At 40.2% G+C, this 15,604-nt stretch carries 13 protein-coding genes and 1 riboswitch; of the genes, 4 read left to right on the top strand and 9 right to left on the bottom strand.

Annotation, left to right across the window (positions count from 1 at the left end):
• Positions 1-41: 41 nt before the first annotated feature.
• Entirely contained in the window at positions 42-1,880 is a 1,839-nt protein-coding gene (locus SJY16_RS03270) for a bifunctional diguanylate cyclase/phosphohydrolase (RefSeq protein WP_377887651.1), read from the top strand.
• Positions 1,881-1,929: 49 nt separating this feature from the next.
• On the opposite strand, the gene pcp is transcribed toward SJY16_RS03270, so the two are convergent.
• Both pcp and galE read right to left on the bottom strand, forming a co-directional pair.
• Complete coding sequence (pcp, locus tag SJY16_RS03265; protein ID WP_377887650.1) at positions 1,930-2,544, bottom strand: pyroglutamyl-peptidase I; 615 nt, start codon at positions 2,542-2,544, stop codon at positions 1,930-1,932.
• Between the two features lie 338 nt (positions 2,545-2,882).
• Positions 2,883-3,890 carry a UDP-glucose 4-epimerase GalE gene (gene galE, locus SJY16_RS03260; RefSeq protein ID WP_377887649.1) on the bottom strand — a complete coding sequence of 336 codons (1,008 nt, stop codon included), beginning with the start codon at positions 3,888-3,890 and terminating at the stop codon, positions 2,883-2,885.
• Between the two features lie 307 nt (positions 3,891-4,197).
• Here galE and galU point away from each other — a divergent pair, with 307 nt between their 5' ends.
• The 3 genes from galU (at position 4,198) to SJY16_RS03245 (ending at position 7,748) form a co-directional block, all read left to right on the top strand.
• Positions 4,198-5,088, top strand: coding sequence for a UTP--glucose-1-phosphate uridylyltransferase GalU (gene galU, locus SJY16_RS03255; protein ID WP_377887648.1), 891 nt, complete (start codon positions 4,198-4,200; stop codon positions 5,086-5,088).
• A gap of 148 nt (positions 5,089-5,236) precedes the next feature.
• Positions 5,237-7,165 carry a LuxR C-terminal-related transcriptional regulator gene (locus SJY16_RS03250; RefSeq protein WP_377887647.1) on the top strand — a complete coding sequence of 643 codons (1,929 nt, stop codon included), beginning with the start codon at positions 5,237-5,239 and terminating at the stop codon, positions 7,163-7,165.
• Position 7,166: 1 nt separating this feature from the next.
• Complete coding sequence (locus tag SJY16_RS03245; RefSeq protein ID WP_377887645.1) at positions 7,167-7,748, top strand: histidine phosphatase family protein; 582 nt, start codon at positions 7,167-7,169, stop codon at positions 7,746-7,748.
• An 89-nt stretch (positions 7,749-7,837) separates the two neighbouring features.
• Here SJY16_RS03245 and SJY16_RS03240 read toward each other — a convergent pair whose 3' ends face one another.
• From SJY16_RS03240 to SJY16_RS03210, 7 genes are all read right to left on the bottom strand, one after another.
• Positions 7,838-8,389, bottom strand: coding sequence for a GNAT family N-acetyltransferase (locus SJY16_RS03240; RefSeq protein ID WP_377887644.1), 552 nt, complete (start codon positions 8,387-8,389; stop codon positions 7,838-7,840).
• A 31-nt stretch (positions 8,390-8,420) separates the two neighbouring features.
• Positions 8,421-8,918, bottom strand: a complete 498-nt coding sequence (locus SJY16_RS03235) for a DUF6843 domain-containing protein (protein WP_377887643.1) — start codon at positions 8,916-8,918, stop codon at positions 8,421-8,423.
• A 426-nt stretch (positions 8,919-9,344) separates the two neighbouring features.
• Positions 9,345-10,436: an iron-containing alcohol dehydrogenase family protein gene (locus tag SJY16_RS03230; RefSeq protein ID WP_377887642.1), complete on the bottom strand. Its 1,092-nt coding sequence runs from the start codon at positions 10,434-10,436 to the stop codon at positions 9,345-9,347.
• A gap of 31 nt (positions 10,437-10,467) precedes the next feature.
• Positions 10,468-11,142 (bottom strand): methionine ABC transporter permease, encoded by a 675-nt coding sequence (locus tag SJY16_RS03225; protein ID WP_377887641.1) that lies wholly within the window; start codon positions 11,140-11,142, stop codon positions 10,468-10,470.
• Positions 11,132-12,166, bottom strand: a complete 1,035-nt coding sequence (locus SJY16_RS03220; protein WP_377887640.1) for a methionine ABC transporter ATP-binding protein — start codon at positions 12,164-12,166, stop codon at positions 11,132-11,134. Before SJY16_RS03220 ends, SJY16_RS03225 begins: the two co-directional genes overlap by 11 nt.
• A gap of 21 nt (positions 12,167-12,187) precedes the next feature.
• The gene (locus SJY16_RS03215) at positions 12,188-12,994 is read right to left on the bottom strand and encodes a MetQ/NlpA family ABC transporter substrate-binding protein (RefSeq protein WP_377887639.1); all 807 of its coding nucleotides are present in this window, start codon (positions 12,992-12,994) and stop codon (positions 12,188-12,190) included.
• A 174-nt stretch (positions 12,995-13,168) separates the two neighbouring features.
• Positions 13,169-13,277, bottom strand: a riboswitch (SAM riboswitch).
• A 397-nt stretch (positions 13,278-13,674) separates the two neighbouring features.
• Positions 13,675-15,504: a dihydroorotate dehydrogenase gene (locus tag SJY16_RS03210; protein WP_377887638.1), complete on the bottom strand. Its 1,830-nt coding sequence runs from the start codon at positions 15,502-15,504 to the stop codon at positions 13,675-13,677.
• Positions 15,505-15,604: the final 100 nt, after the last annotated feature.

Here is a 15,604-nt window from a genome sequence, read left to right as displayed (position 1 = left end):
CCTCTCCCCTCAAACTAAATTTAAATGAGAGTGGTGGAAACATGAAGGGCATATTTCAAAGCAAAAACCTAGTAAACATGTACCTCAGCGCAGTAACTGTTGCTGGGATATTAGTGTATATCTCAAGCTATTCCATGACACCACTGAAATGGAGTCTGGCCTTCACGTTTATTACTGCAATTCTCCTTTTAAACCACTACACAATTTTATTACCTCCGAGCGGAAATTCCTTATCCATGGATTCCGCTATTTACCTAGCTATTCTTTTCGTCTTCGGATTGGATATGACGCTAACGATCTTGCTTTTCACTTCACTAATCTACGCTGTGTATCAAAAACAAGTCGTTTGGTGGAAACACCTATTCAATTTTTCAATCTACGTCATTATGATCGTATGTACGTATCAAGCTTTTCTATTAACAGGGGGAAAACTAAGTTCCATAACGGTATTGAATATTTCTTCTTACCTTGCGTCCTTTAGTGTGTACTTTTTGTTGAATGTAGCCTTTATAGGACTATTTTTTCTTTTAACACAAACTGAAAGCTTATTGATGCTCATCAAAGGAATGTTAAAAGAAACGATATCAAGTTATTTGATTACTCTTGTTCTATCACTAATCCTTGTTCTGTTAATGAAACAACAAGTTTTTCTTGGTATCATCCTATTTTCATCTGTCGCAATCCTTTTATCAGTTTCGTTTAGACAGTACTTTCAGCTTTATCAGGAAGTATCAGAGAAAGCTGATATTGACCATTTAACAGAATTGTATAACCATGGTTACTTCAAAAACTTATTAGAAAAAGAAATTAATAAAGCAAAAAAAGCAGAGGAACCTCTTTCGCTTGGATTATTAGATCTCGATGATTTTAAGAAGTACAATGATCTTCATGGTCACTTGCAAGGTGATCGATTGCTCAAACATTTCGGGGCTGAAATGAAAAGAATGGCGATGTCGAGCTTTACTGTCGCAAGATATGGCGGGGAAGAATTTGCTGTATTGATGCCAGGCCTAACTCAGCTAGAAGCATATCGTTTTATTAATCAGCTGAGAAAACAAGTTAACGATACGTATTTCGAAGGGGTCGAAGTACTGCCCCATGGCTGTCTTTCTTTTTCGGCAGGTGTAATCGAATACAACCTTGAAATCTATAATTCAACAGAAATGATTGAAAAAGCCGATCAAGCGATGTACTTTGCAAAAACAAAAGGAAAAAATAACGTTTCTCTTTTTGATACCGAAAATCTATCAGTAGATACATTTCAATATCAAAAAGAAATGGACTTACTTGAACAGCAGCTCCGCATCTTCTTATACAAAGATGTCTACACGTACCGTCATAGTAGAAGAGTTTATGAGTATGCCATCCAATTTAGTAAAAAACTAAATCTTAATATAGCAGACCGTAAAACGCTTATTATGGGAGCCCTTATACATGACATAGGAAAGTTAGAAATCCCTAGAGATGTTATTAACAAAAAAGGAAAACTTACAAAAGAAGAGTGGGAAATGGTGCAAAAACACGTGATTTGGGGAAGAGAAATCGTATCAACTGACCGAGAACTTCACGACCTTCTTCCGCTAGTCGAACTCCACCATGAACGCTTCGATGGGAATGGTTATCCATATGGGATGAGTGGATATGAAATTCCAAGACTCGTACGTATGCTCACTGTCATCGATTCATTCGATGCAATGACGACAGAACGCCCTTATCAGGAAACAAAATCTTTCACAGAAGCGATCACTGAACTCAAGAGTTGTTCAGGTTCGCAATTTGACCCACAGCTTGTCAATGCTTTCATCGAGGTTATTGAAGAGTCTCCAACATTAGATATGGAGAAAATTGATCATAACAAAACGGTACCTATGAGCCCATAAAGAAAGGCAGAGCTAAATTCTAGCTCTGCCTTTCTTGAATATATGCATCTTATACTTTTGCTTCAGCGATCGTGTTGATCATAATTCGAATAGAATCTCGAATACTATTGAATGGAAATCCTGTATGAGCAGAATGATGCAACGTCATTTCAAATGTTGGTGGAACGTGAACAAATCCCGCTGGCGTATCAATGTTATTCTGTTCAAGAACATGTAGAACGCTATACATCACGTTGTTACATAAATAGGTACCTGCTGTGTTGGATATCTCGGCAGGAATACCATTTTGCAAGAGCGCATCCGTCATTCTTTTAATAGGAAGAGTTGAAAAGTAGGCAGCAGGTCCACCTTCTACAATTGGTTCGTCTTCTGGAGCATTGCCAGTGTTATCTTCAATACTATCATTCACATTGATGGCGATGCGTTCGGGAGTGATTTTTGTGCGATTGGCAGCTAGACCTAGCATAATAATCGCACTTGGTTTGCATTCTTCCACATAAGTTAGCAATCTTTCAGAAGCATACTTATAGTCAACCGGCAACACACGTCCAATGACTTCATATCCTCCTACAAACTCCTCATCCATCTCTCTAACAATTGATTCAGTAGGATTATGTCGGTGCTCAAGAAAAGGTTCAAATCCCGTTAGTAATAACCTGTCCATTTGACTCGCTCCTCTCATCTGGAGGATCAGGAACGTACCTGACCCCCTATTAATAAAATTAGAAATACTAGTGAAAGGCTTACAAGAAACACGATTCCCATCTTACGAATAGCTGGAGGAAAACGTTCCGTCATAGGAACTCGGATAAGAAAGATCAATATTGCTAATGAAAGAATTAGAAGCAATAAATACCCCAACAATTACACCACCGTTTCGAGCATACTACTATTACCTCTTCCCTATTAAGAAATTTCTAACCAGGCATAGAAACACATGAAGGTCATGCAGGATTCCCTACATGACCTTCATGTGTTACTTAATTACCACGTTTAATTTGCTTATCTTTCTAAAGAAACCGTTCCTGCTTTGTAGCCCTGTGGATGGTTTTGATGCCAATTCCAAGCATGTTCAACAATTTGTTGAAGTTCAGGATAAACTGGTTTCCATCCGAGTTCCTTTATAGCTTTCTGAGAAGATGCAATTAAAACAGCCGGGTCACCAGCACGACGCGATGCATCCTCTACTACAATTTCTTTTTCTGTCACAATTCTGCAAGTATCGATAACTTCTTTCACAGTAAAACCTTTTCCATTCCCAAGATTAAAGATATTACTTTCATTACTTTCTTTCATACGTTTCAATGCTAGATAATGCGCCTGAGCCAGATCTAAAACATGAATATAGTCTCGCACGCATGTGCCGTCTTTTGTAGGATAGTCATTCCCAAATATAGAAACTTTCTCTCTTTGTCCAAGAGCAGCCTGGAGAACAATCGGAATCAAATGTGACTCTGGATCATGATCTTCACCGATTCGACCTTCTGGATCAGCACCTGCAGCATTAAAGTACCTAAGCGATGTAGACTTTAAGCCATAAGCTTCATCACACCAACGAAGCATTTTTTCGATAGCGAGCTTTGTTTCACCATATGGGTTCGTTGGAATCGTTGGATCGCTTTCTACGATAGGTGTTCTCTCTGGGTTTCCGTAAGTTGCTGCAGTCGAAGAGAAAACTATATACTTCACTTCATACTCAACAAGTTTAGAAACAAGAGCATGAGACCCAGTTACATTATTCCGATAGTACTCTAGTGGATTTGTTACGCTCTCCCCCACAAGTGAGCTCGCAGCAAAATGAATAACTGAATCAATATCACGATCTGTAAAAATATGATCCAATACTTTACCATCCGTTAAATCCGCTTGATAAAAAGGAACACCATCAACCGCCCTTTCGTGGCCCTTTGACAAGTTGTCTAATACAACCACTTCTTCCCCTTGCTCTTTCAAATACATAACAGTATGACTTCCTATGTATCCTGCTCCGCCAGTTACTAATATTGCCATTTTATCCCCTCCAACCTAATAGTACCTGTTCTTAAGTGTCGAATCTACCCGTTATTTCCCGGAAAATACAATAATTGTAGAATCAAATTTCGATCCCTTCCCTATAAACAGTCTTTATTTTCACCTGAAACAGAAAGGAACACAACGAATAGCGTCGAAATTAGTTTGTACTGGAAATTTTGTTACATAGTATTTAGAGACTTTAACAAGAAAAAACAGGAAATTAACACTAATTTATGTTAATATGGAAAAGGATTTATAGGGAATTAGAAACATAATTTATGTAGATTTTGGGAGGAATTCCAACATGAGAGTGAGAAAAGCAATTATACCTGCAGCTGGTCTTGGGACAAGATTTTTACCAGCTACTAAAGCACAACCTAAAGAAATGTTACCAATCGTTGATAAGCCTACGATTCAATATATTGTGGAAGAAGCAGTAGCGGCTGGCATTGAAGACATTATTATTGTAAGTGGACGTGGGAAGCGTGCGATCGAGGATCATTTTGATAAGTCTTATGAACTAGAAGAGACGCTTACGAAGAAACAAAAAACAAAGATGCTGAATGAAGTAAAAGAAATTTCCAACTTAGCTAACATTCATTACATACGACAAAAAGAACCAAAAGGACTCGGACATGCGATTAATTGCGCAAGCCGGTTTATTGGAAATGAACCTTTCGCAGTTCTTCTTGGTGATGACATCGTTCGATCTGAAAAGCCATGTATCGGACAATTAATGGAAAGCTACAACAGATATCGAACGTCAATCGTTGGCGTTCAGCAGGTTCCAGATGAGGATGTCTCTAAATACGGAGTCATCGCACCTAAGGGCGAACAAATCGATAACGGAATCATCCCAATTCAATCATTAGTAGAAAAACCATCTCTAGAAGAAGCTCCTTCTAATTATGCAATCCTAGGACGCTATATTCTAACGCCTGAGATCTTTTCTATTCTTGATACGCAAGAAACTGGTGCAGGCGGGGAAATTCAGTTAACTGATGCGATCAAGCGATTGAACGAACAACAGGCCGTTTTCGCTCATGAATTTGACGGCAAACGATACGATGTTGGAGATAAATTTGGTTTCATTAAAGCTACCATCGACTTCGCATTATATCGCCCTGAACTCAAAGAAGATGTGATGAATTACTTGAAACAAGTAGTTGAACAGGAGCTAGCCACGAAGAAATAACCAAAACAGCATCCCCAACCGGGATGCTGTTTTTTAGATTGCCCAACAATTTTTGCAACAAGTTAAACTTGGTTTGCAGGAATATCGGTGACTTATACGAAAGTATAGTATTTATACTTTTGTATGCAAAATTATTCAACGGGGCGTGATGACACCGATGCTGGAAGATCTACCGAATATACCAAAAGAGAAGACTTACTCTACATTCAGTCCTATCGCTATATCAAGGGAAAATGAAATAGATATTTTTCATAGCTTGTTAAGTGGAGAAAGTAGCGGAATACTATCGATCCACGGGCATTCCGGTACAGGTAAAAGTGAATTACTTATGCACTATCGTCTAAAAGCAAGAGAAAAAGGAGTACCCTTTTATCTTGTGAATGCACAATTCACAAAAGCTGACCCAAGTTCTTTTTTGGAGGCATTACTCGAGCAAATGGGTCCACCTTCTCCTTCTGTTTCTCCTCTTGAAGCGATTTGTATGCATATTCAACATCTTGAGAAAAAGGGAATCCGTTTTGTGATCGCAATCGACTCCTACGAACATTATGAGAAGCTAGATGAATGGTTCAGACAGTCATTTCTACCTTCTCTACCTTCATCCATCATAGTCATTTTTTGTGGAAGAAACCTATTGAACACCTACTGGAAATCTTCTATTTGGCATCCGTTCATTAAGACGATTGAGCTTCAGGCGCTTACATTTGAACAATATAAAGCTACGATCAAGAGTTCAACAGAAGCGCACCTTCAGAAGATATGGCAATGCTCGAAAGGAAATCCTTATGCTATCGCTCACCTTATCTACTCCTTAAATAAAGAAGGAAAATTAGATGAAACGCTCTTACAAGCAACCTACCAGAACATTGTCCGTGAATGGCTTAGAGAAGTCACAAACGACCGGATGTTACCCTACATTGAAGCAGCTTCATTCGGGATCCAGATCCACCAGGAAAAAATAGAGACAATCCTTACAACCACCCTATCAAGAAAAGAATTCGAGCAACTTATTTCCTATTCTTTTGTTGAAGAAACAGGAACAGGTTGGAAACTCCACCCGCTATTCCATCATGCTCTGAAAATGGACTTAATCAAGAGAAAACCCACATACTATCATGAGTTGTGGAAAAAAGCGATCATGTATTGCCGCACATATATTGAGCAACATGACCATGTTATAAAAACCAAAGACATCAATGATTTTTTCTACCTTCTAAAAGAGCGCATGTTGCATACATCTCCATTCAATCATGAAAACATCTCGATGTATTCACTATCATCAGCGCGCCCTGATGACTGGACTGATATTCAATCTTTTCTTATGAAAGACGAGAAATACTTCACGGAAGAGGAAGCCTCTTACTTATCACGTGAATCACTCGAAAAAATCGGCCTTCGCTACGTCAAACTTTTGAGGAACGAGGCAGATAAGGTAAGAGGTATGGTTGTTATGATACCTATTCAATCCTCAACCCTCGATTTGTTAACAAGCAATCCTGTCACACATAGTTACTTCTCCAGACTATCATCTATGGAAGAGAAACGAGTTAGGAATGCTGCCCACCCTTGTGGCTGGGTGATTCGTTCCCTAAATATAATGGATAAAAACAATAATGAAGAGCTGTACGCCTTGCTATATCATCTTCTTCCACTCGTATTAACTGAAGGAATTCTCGTTGCTTCAACCCCGGTAGTCTACTATCAGAACCTTCTCGAACAGTTTCGCTTCAAAGAAATCCCTGAAGCGTCTCATAACGACTACGGCATTCATGTAAGATCGAAAACGTACGAGCTAGACTTGAAAAATAACCGCTTACCACATTACTTGGATACATTCGCAAACGCAATCGGTGTATCCTTGAACTCAACAACACCTTTGGATCGTTTCCAGTTCACTCCTCGCGAAAAAGAAGTAGCTAAACTCGTTATCCAAGGAAAGCCAAATGCTGCTATCGCGAAGGAGCTATCATTAACAGAAATCACAGTAAAAAAACATTTAACTCGAATGTATGCCAAACTCGAAGTTAAAAACCGAACTGAATTAACTAAAATGATTTTAGGAAGAAGGATTACGTAGAATGAAACACACAACGATTTATCTCGTGCGTCATGCACATTCCACCTACACTCCCGATGAATATGGACGAGAACTTTCGCAAAAAGGGAGAAATGATGCTAAAAATGTGACGGACTTAATGAAAAATCACCACGTGGACGTTGTTCTTTCGAGTCCCTATCGTAGAGCTGTCGCTACAGTTGAGGGAATAGCAAAAAACATCGATCAACAGGTAAGCGTGATCGAAGACTTAAAAGAGCGCATACTCGCCGAAAAACCTGTAGACGATTTTGACGCTGCAATCGAAAGAGTCTGGAGTGACGAGTCATTTTCATTCGAAGGTGGAGAGTCGAATGAGGATGCAAGACAGAGAGGGGTTCGCGTTTTATCTAAGATTCTTTACACTTATAGAGGAAAAAACGTGGTGATCGGCACGCACGGAAATATCATGGTTTTGCTGATGAGTTACTTTGACAGTCACTATGATGTGGAGTTTTGGAGAAGTCTCGATATGCCAGATATTTATAAGCTTTCTTTTAATGGAGAAAATCTGACTCAGGTTGAAAGGGTCTGGACACCTGAATGGAAGAAAGACAACTTATAGTCGTCATCATGAAGAAACCCCTGTTTTATGAGAGTATATGACCTCACAAAACAGGGGTTTCTCACGTTAAACAAACGTTTGATTGAACATTATTTATCCAGGTCTTCTTCCCATTCGCTTCGTAGTAAGCCCATAACGACAGTATCATAGTACATTCCTTCTACGTACTCATTTTGACGTAATCTACCTTCTACTTTGAATCCACATTTCTCATATGCTCTGATTGCACGGGAATTACCACTCCACGTGTCCAACTGAATTCGTTGTAAATTTAATTGAAGAAAGAGATAACGGACCATCACTCCGATCGCATCATTTCCGTACCCTTTCCCCCAGTATGCTTTATCACCGATCGTGATCCCCATCTCAGCAGACCTAGTAATGCTGTTCACATCTCGATAGTCAGCAATTCCTATTAATCTGCCTTCCAAATCAAGAACTGAGAACACTCCATTATCCGCTCGATTCATACTTACTATCGTTTCATACGTACTTTCTACTTGTTCACGAGACACATGTGTTAGCAGTGGAGAATTTCCAACTGCAAATAGACTGACCTCATCATCGTTTCTCCATTGAAACAACTCTTCCATATCCTCGAACGCTACTGCGCGAAGTCGAGTTAAGCTTCCATTCATCATATCTTCATCCTTTTCTATTATGAGCTGTCCACTATTCGAGCAGACCCTCTTCAATCAGTTTTGCTTCAAGCTTTGGGGATAGATTTCGATTGGACGGAGTTTGAGGTCCCCTTCCTACAAAATCTTCACTACAATGCGATTCGGTAATATAGAACGCATTATAAAGAAGTCGTCTGTCTTTAACCGTAATGCCACCATTAGGAAAGAGGTAGGTACAATCCTCCGCTATTTTCGTGCGTTTATCTTTACTGTCCACATAATAAAACTCATCAGTTACTGTCCCATACTCCATTTCTTCAGTTGATGTTAAAAACATTCCATCCTTATCATATCGGATCATCGTAAATCCTTTTTCCTTTTTTAACTTTGGAGCACCCTCCACATTATAGACGGTGATTAACTGACCCTCGAAGCCTTCTGGAATCAAATGCAACGTATCTGTTGTGTCATGGTTCGTAGAAGCTTTAGACGAACATGAAACTGTACTCATAACCACTAGTGTCAAAACAAGCAGTTTGCTCCATCTCATATATGCTTCGCCCCCATTATCTAAACAAACTCTATGATTATTTCGACGCCTATCAGTAAAGTGCCTGTCACTCCCCGCATTTTGTCGAAGAAAAATCTCAGTCTAGAGACTGAGATAAAAACCATTCCCCTGACCGGTTTAATTCAATAGACTTCTGCGTAAACTGGAAGTAGAAAGAAAGAGGTTAACGATACCAGGAGTGGGACCGGAGAATCTTTTTAATAAACGTTTAGACTTTTGAATAGGATTGTAAAAAAAGGAGGTCTTGTAATGGTACTGTTAGTAATGAAGAATTTCTTTAAATCACACTTAAAGCAAGTTGAAGCATTTAGAAAACATCGCGAACGGCATATCGATCGACTTTCTGATCATCAATACCATATATAAACCCCTGGATCATACATTAGATCCAGGGGTCTCTTTTATTTAATGCTTTATTTTTGTTAAGGCTTCAAGCTTTGTGATCGCTTTTAACAATTCTTCTTTTGTAACAATCTTTGTTATATGAATCGATTCCCCTTCTTGCGTCGCGTATTCTGAAATCGAATCGGCTTTAACTAGACACTCAACGTCAGGAATTCCAAGTGCACTAAGCGAAACAGGTAATTTTACGAATTCATAAAATGGAAGTAGTTCCTTGATTTCTTCCCACTTCTCTTCTAGTGCAAGCTGAGCTAATATGCCATACGCTACTTTTTCACCATGAAGAAATGAATGTGTTTCAGGCTGATGAGTTAGTGCATTGTGAATCGCATGAGCTCCAGCTACTCGCCCATACTGATCTCCAAAACCTCCTACCATCGCTCCAGTAAGTAGGTTCGTTTCGATTACTTTTATAAACGATTCACTTAGATGGTCTTCTTTCTGATCGTTAAGAGCTTGCTCACCATGTTCTAGCAAAACGTCTCGACAGCTTTTCGCTGCAAGGTATGCGAAGTGAATCGGTACTGATCGAGAAGGAAGCGTTTCGATAATGCTTCTCGCTTCATACCACTTTGCAAGCGTATCTCCAATTCCAGCTCGGAGAAAAGATGAAGGTGAATGAAGCAAAATTTCTGGTTCCACGAGAACTAAATGAGTGCTCCGCGGGTAGACGATGTGCCTTTCGAACTCTCCCGCCTCCGTGTAAATAACACTGAGAGGTGTGCACGCCGCACAAGTAGAAGCAAGAGTCGGAATAAGTGCTGTTTCAATAGTCAGTTCGTTCGCAACTGCTTTTGCAACATCAAGCACCTTTCCTCCACCAACACCGATAATCAGATCCGCATCATGAAGACGACCTAACTCAGCTTGTCTTTCTATTTCAGTGTAAGAACACTCTCCTCTATATTTCGAAAATGCTGCATGAAATTGAGAGAGTTCAGGAATATAGTGACGAGCTGCTTCCCATGACTTTTCACCGTGAATCAAAAAAATATTCCGAAATCCACCTTCCTTCAATCGAGCTGGAAGCTCATCCAAAGCACCTTTATGACACTGATAATGCCCTGGAGTAGCCCTTATATGAATAGGTTCCATCCTAATGGGCCTCCTTTCCACACCTATAAAACTAGTCCTTCTTCAATCGAGCTGCCATCACGTTACCAAATGATTGTAGTCCTTGCACGAGTACAATCAACAAGAACACGGTGACATACATAACATCAACTTCATAGCGAAGATGACCATAACGGTAAGCAAGGTCACCTAATCCTCCAGCTCCAACTAGGCCTGCCATGGCAGTAGCACCAATCAATCCAATCGTTGCTATCGTAAGTCCGAGCACGATAGAAGAACGAGATTCACGTACAAGTACATGCCAGATAATGTGGCGTGTTTTAATTCCCATCGCCTCATATGCTTCCACTACTCCTCGATCCACTTCAAGAAGAGCAGACTCCATTAGCCTAGCTATGTAAGGAGCAGTAAAAACAACAAGTGGCACGATTACTCCTTTTACACCAATCGTCGTACCTGCAATAAATTTTGTGAAAGGTAGTATAAAAAACAGGAGAATGATGAACGGAATCGACCTGATTACGTTGATGACCGCATTTAATAATCGAAATGACATTTTGTTGTCTAGCGCCTTACCAGGCCTAGTCAGAACGAGCAGCACACCGAGTGGTAAACCGATCAACACTGAAATGAACAGAGAAATCCCGACCATCTGGAATGTCTCGATGATCGCACTCCATATGTCTGCTCCCCATAGATCGATAAACTCTGATACTTTAGCTGACATGTGTACTCACCTCCTGAACGTATCCTTCAACAACGATGCCTTTCTCTTCTAAAAACATAACCGCTCTTCTCGTTTCTGACTTTTCGCCCTCAAGGTGAACGACTAACCTTCCGAAAGGTTCGTCTTTAAGCTGCGTGATATTCCCTGCAAGAATAGAAGGATAGATATCAAAGTTTTTACTAAGAAGCGCGAGCGCTGGTTTACCGGAAGACTCCCCGACAAAGGACAACGTTACGATTTGGCCGCTAGTTTCCAACTTTTTCACGAGTGATTCTGGAACGTCATCTTGAAATAGTGATTGAACAAACCGCTTCGTAGTAGAAGTTTTCGGTTTACTAAACAGATCAACGACGCGGCCACGCTCAATGACGCGCCCATTTTCCATCACCGCTACTTCATGACAAATCTTCTGAACGACGTGCATTTCATGTGTAATCAAAAGAATAGTAATCCCAAACTCCTTGTTAATTTGCTCTAGTAAAGAAAGAATCGATTCTGTTGTATCAGGATCAAGTGCGCTAGTTGCTTCATCACAAAGAAGAACTTCTGGCTCGTGAGCAAGAGCGCGGGCAATCGCAACTCTCTGCTTTTGACCTCCAGAAAGCTGCCCGGGATACGTATCACGCTTATCTTCAAGTCCAACGATTTTAAGATACTTCTTTACCCGCGAATCGATTTCCTTTCTTGGAACACCTGTCAACTTAAGAGGAACGGCTATATTTTGATAAACCGTCCCCGTTTTTAATAGATTGAATGATTGAAAGATCATACCTATTCGCTGACGTGTTTTCTTTAGCTTACCTGCTGATAAACCTGTTAACTCTTCATCATTAATGTACACCTTGCCTTCCGTTGGTCGCTCTAATAAATTGACCGTTCTAACAAGAGTACTTTTACCAGCCCCACTGTAACCGATCACGCCATAAATCTTGCCTTTTTCAACGTTTAAATCTACGCCATCCAAGGCTTTCGTTACAGTCGTTCCGGTTTGAAACGCTTTGGTGATGTTTTCTAATCGAATCATTTCCTTCTCTCCTTTACGACATTACCAAGATGCTATGACTGAACCGTTGAATTCTTCTTCAATAAACTTCTTCACCTCATCTGAATGGTAATATTCCACTAGCTTCTTGATTCTTTCATCATCTTTATCATCTGATTGGGTTGCAATCACGTTCACCCATGGAGAATCCTTTGGTTCCATTTCAAGCGCATCCTCGGTTGGTACTCGTCCACTTTCCATCGCGTAGTTTGTGTTGATCGCCGCAATAGCGAGCTCGCCTAGCTGTCTTGGAATCTGTGAAGCTTCAAGAGGAACAAATTCTAGATCGAGTGGATTTTTCTTAATATCTTTTATTGTTGCTTCAACCCCTACACCCTCTTTAAGTTCAATAATGCCAGCCTTTTCAAATAACATTAGCGCTCGGGGTTCCCCAGTAGAGTGGTTAGGCAGACCTACTTTGTCGCCTTTCTTCAGTTTATCCAGGTCATCGTATTGGTCAGAATAAATCCCCATCGGAAAATTAATCGTTGTCGCAACTTTTGTTAATTCCATGCCACGCTCATCAACAAAATCATTTAAATACGGTTCGTGTTGAAACACATTCGCATCAAGTTCACCTTCATCAAGAGCTGTATTCGGCATCACGTAATCATTAAACGCCACGACATCGATCTCAAATCCATCTTCTTCAGCTACTTCTTTTACCTTCTTCATAATGTCCTCATGAGGTCCAGCTGTAACCCCAACCTTCAAAGGACCTTCATCTGACTCACCCGACTCTGCACTACCAGAGCATCCTGTTACTACAATTAATAATAGTGCACCTAATAATAGCGTTAGTTTCTTCATTCTCCTACTCCCTTTCTTTTCTATACTAATTTAAAGCGTCTTTGCACTAAACTACGAAAACATACGATTGCATTAGAACGCTGAAACTCCCCTTCCTTTTGTCTACCCATAAACTAAAAAAACTCTCCCTGTTGGACAGAGAGAGTTGGGTGTTTTTCACCATTATGTAACTCTCTCTCATCTCTCAAACGATTGCTCGTTTGCTGGAATTAGCACCTTTCTCACGAATTGAGATGGTTGCCGGGCGTCAATGGGCCAGTCCCTACGCCACTCTTGATAAGAGTTCGAATTATTCATATTGTTTAACTATTCTCAACAGTATAGTACCTTATCCAGCATGCGTCAAGGGGACTTTGATCGGTACCTGTCACCACCCACATTCTGTCGAATTGTGATTGTTCACCTTAAAGGTGTTCATCAAACCAACCGATCAAATGGTCATTCGAGAACCGTCCGGAATGAAAGCAGCTTTTGGAGAAAATCCGAAGCGCAGGCTGGCACAGAAGAAGGAAAGGACGCGGATTTCGTTATATGGAGCGGTGATCCTTTTGATACGAGGAATGTGGTTGAAGCGACTTTTGTGAATGGGGAAAAAGTATAAGGGGCTATTTAGCTCCTTTGCAAAAAGCAGTAGAAAAGACTCAATAAATTGAGTCTTTTCTACTGCTATCAAACACTACCTATGAACCTCGCTTCTTTAAATATGGATAAGAGAAATATAGCCCTAAGACATAGATGGCTACCAGTAGATATGCTGGAAGAAGATGAAAAAACGAAGTGTATCCAATAACAAAATGAGTGACGATGCCTGCTAGAAATGCAGGTGGTGCTCCTACAGCCAGCGTGTTCCAAACCCAGCTTTCACCTTCTCGAAATCCCCATAATGAAATAAATAACACTAAGATACCTACACTAACGAGTGCACTTCCAAAGCCAGCCCGGTCATGAGCGATAACAGGAATAAGTCGGTCATTGAGGTTTTGCATAGTATCTGGGGTCATGCATAAGAAAGTGATATCTGTTGGAACAAAAACACCTGTCATTCCGATAAACATGATTACAAGTCCGCCCACAGATATCAATACACCTAGAACCACAAATAGTAATTGACCATAATTTGCTTTTCTCCATGCATAATGGTTCGTTTCGTTTATCGACCCAGGATGAACAACTGATTGCCGAGTATGTCGATAACATAGGACATACATAGGTAACAGCAACAACCAAAACAACCCATGTAACCAGTCAAAATATCCATATCCTATAAAAGAAAATATCCCAATAAAACCTGTTATAGCAGCAATGTGAAAGCTTCTATTCGCCCACATAATTTTATTCCTTAAGCCATACCTCGCTAATTGTATGTAAAGAACTCCTCCACTTATCATTGTGCCTGCTAACGTCATCCTGTCGTGTGCCATAAACGCTAGAATTTGAGGATTGATTGCAGCAATTTCTGCTTTTGTCATTCCTAAAAAGGCTTCATCATATGGAAGGATAATTCGTGTCATACTAAATAACAATGCAAGTATTCCTGCGAATAAGATTGTAATTCCAAACCACATACCATAGCGTGCTCCCTGAGGGTTTTGAGCTTCTAAACGATCTGGTAAAAGAAGTTCGCAGATGCGTTTTGGTAAACCTGGACCAGCAAATACATACCCTCCCTCTAATAAACAGATGGAAACACCATTATTGAAAAGGTCTTTTGCGTGACCAGGTTCAGATACACCCCCCTTAGTGATAAGTGTGCAAGTTTGAGAAACGTTCTTCCGAATCGTTTGAACAGCTTCCACGAGCGATTTGTTTGCACCTTTTTTCTCCGTAAAATAGTTCTTATTCGATCTCTTTACTGGTTCTAAAACAACACCGTCGACTGCTTTTGATCGTAATAGAAAGGTGAGTAGGTCAACAGAAAGTGATGGCAGTGTCTGAATTACGTAGAGGTTCGGGTTCTTCTTCAGCGTTACATCCTTTAACTCCTGAGCTTGCTGAATACTTATAGCAAACGATTCAGCTACATCACTCAGTTGATTGATAACCTCAACGATTTCTTCACCCTTCAATTGAACATCAATAGTTATAATCGCCGGTCCACCAAAGTTACCAATCTGTTTACTGCACTCCTCAACCGTTTGTGTGTTTTCTGGAAATGGGAACCATATCTCTTCTTGTTCTCTGTTAACACCTGGATCTCTCTGTTCATTTTTTGCATGAGAAACTGGTCCTGCTTCAATGACGCTGATGCCAAGTGATGAGAAACTTTTCGCGCCACTACCAATAGGATCGAGTCGTGTGCTAATCCCTACAGGACTTGAATATCTAACTCCGTCAACTGTCGAGCCTATATCGCTTGGAGGTTTTAAATGACCTAGTGTTTCTATGAACATACGCCCAAATAAAAAAGTAGATATCAACCCCAGGCTTTTATAAATGAACTCTCTCGATTTTCCGGGTGCTAATCTCGTTAACCATGGTTTGAATAATGGATGATAAGTCCAGTCAGGCATAACATTCTCCCTTTTTAAAATACTATTGCATTCTTGTACATTAACTCACATAAATCGTAACACGGGTATATTCGAAATCTGAAGCACCTATGTAATGCAA

The organism is Alkalihalobacillus sp. R86527, from assembly GCF_042466185.1.
GTDB lineage: Bacteria > Bacillota > Bacilli > Bacillales > Guptibacillaceae > Guptibacillus.
Note: the sequence above shows the minus strand (reverse complement) of the source record. Positions and strands in the feature narration are given on the sequence as shown.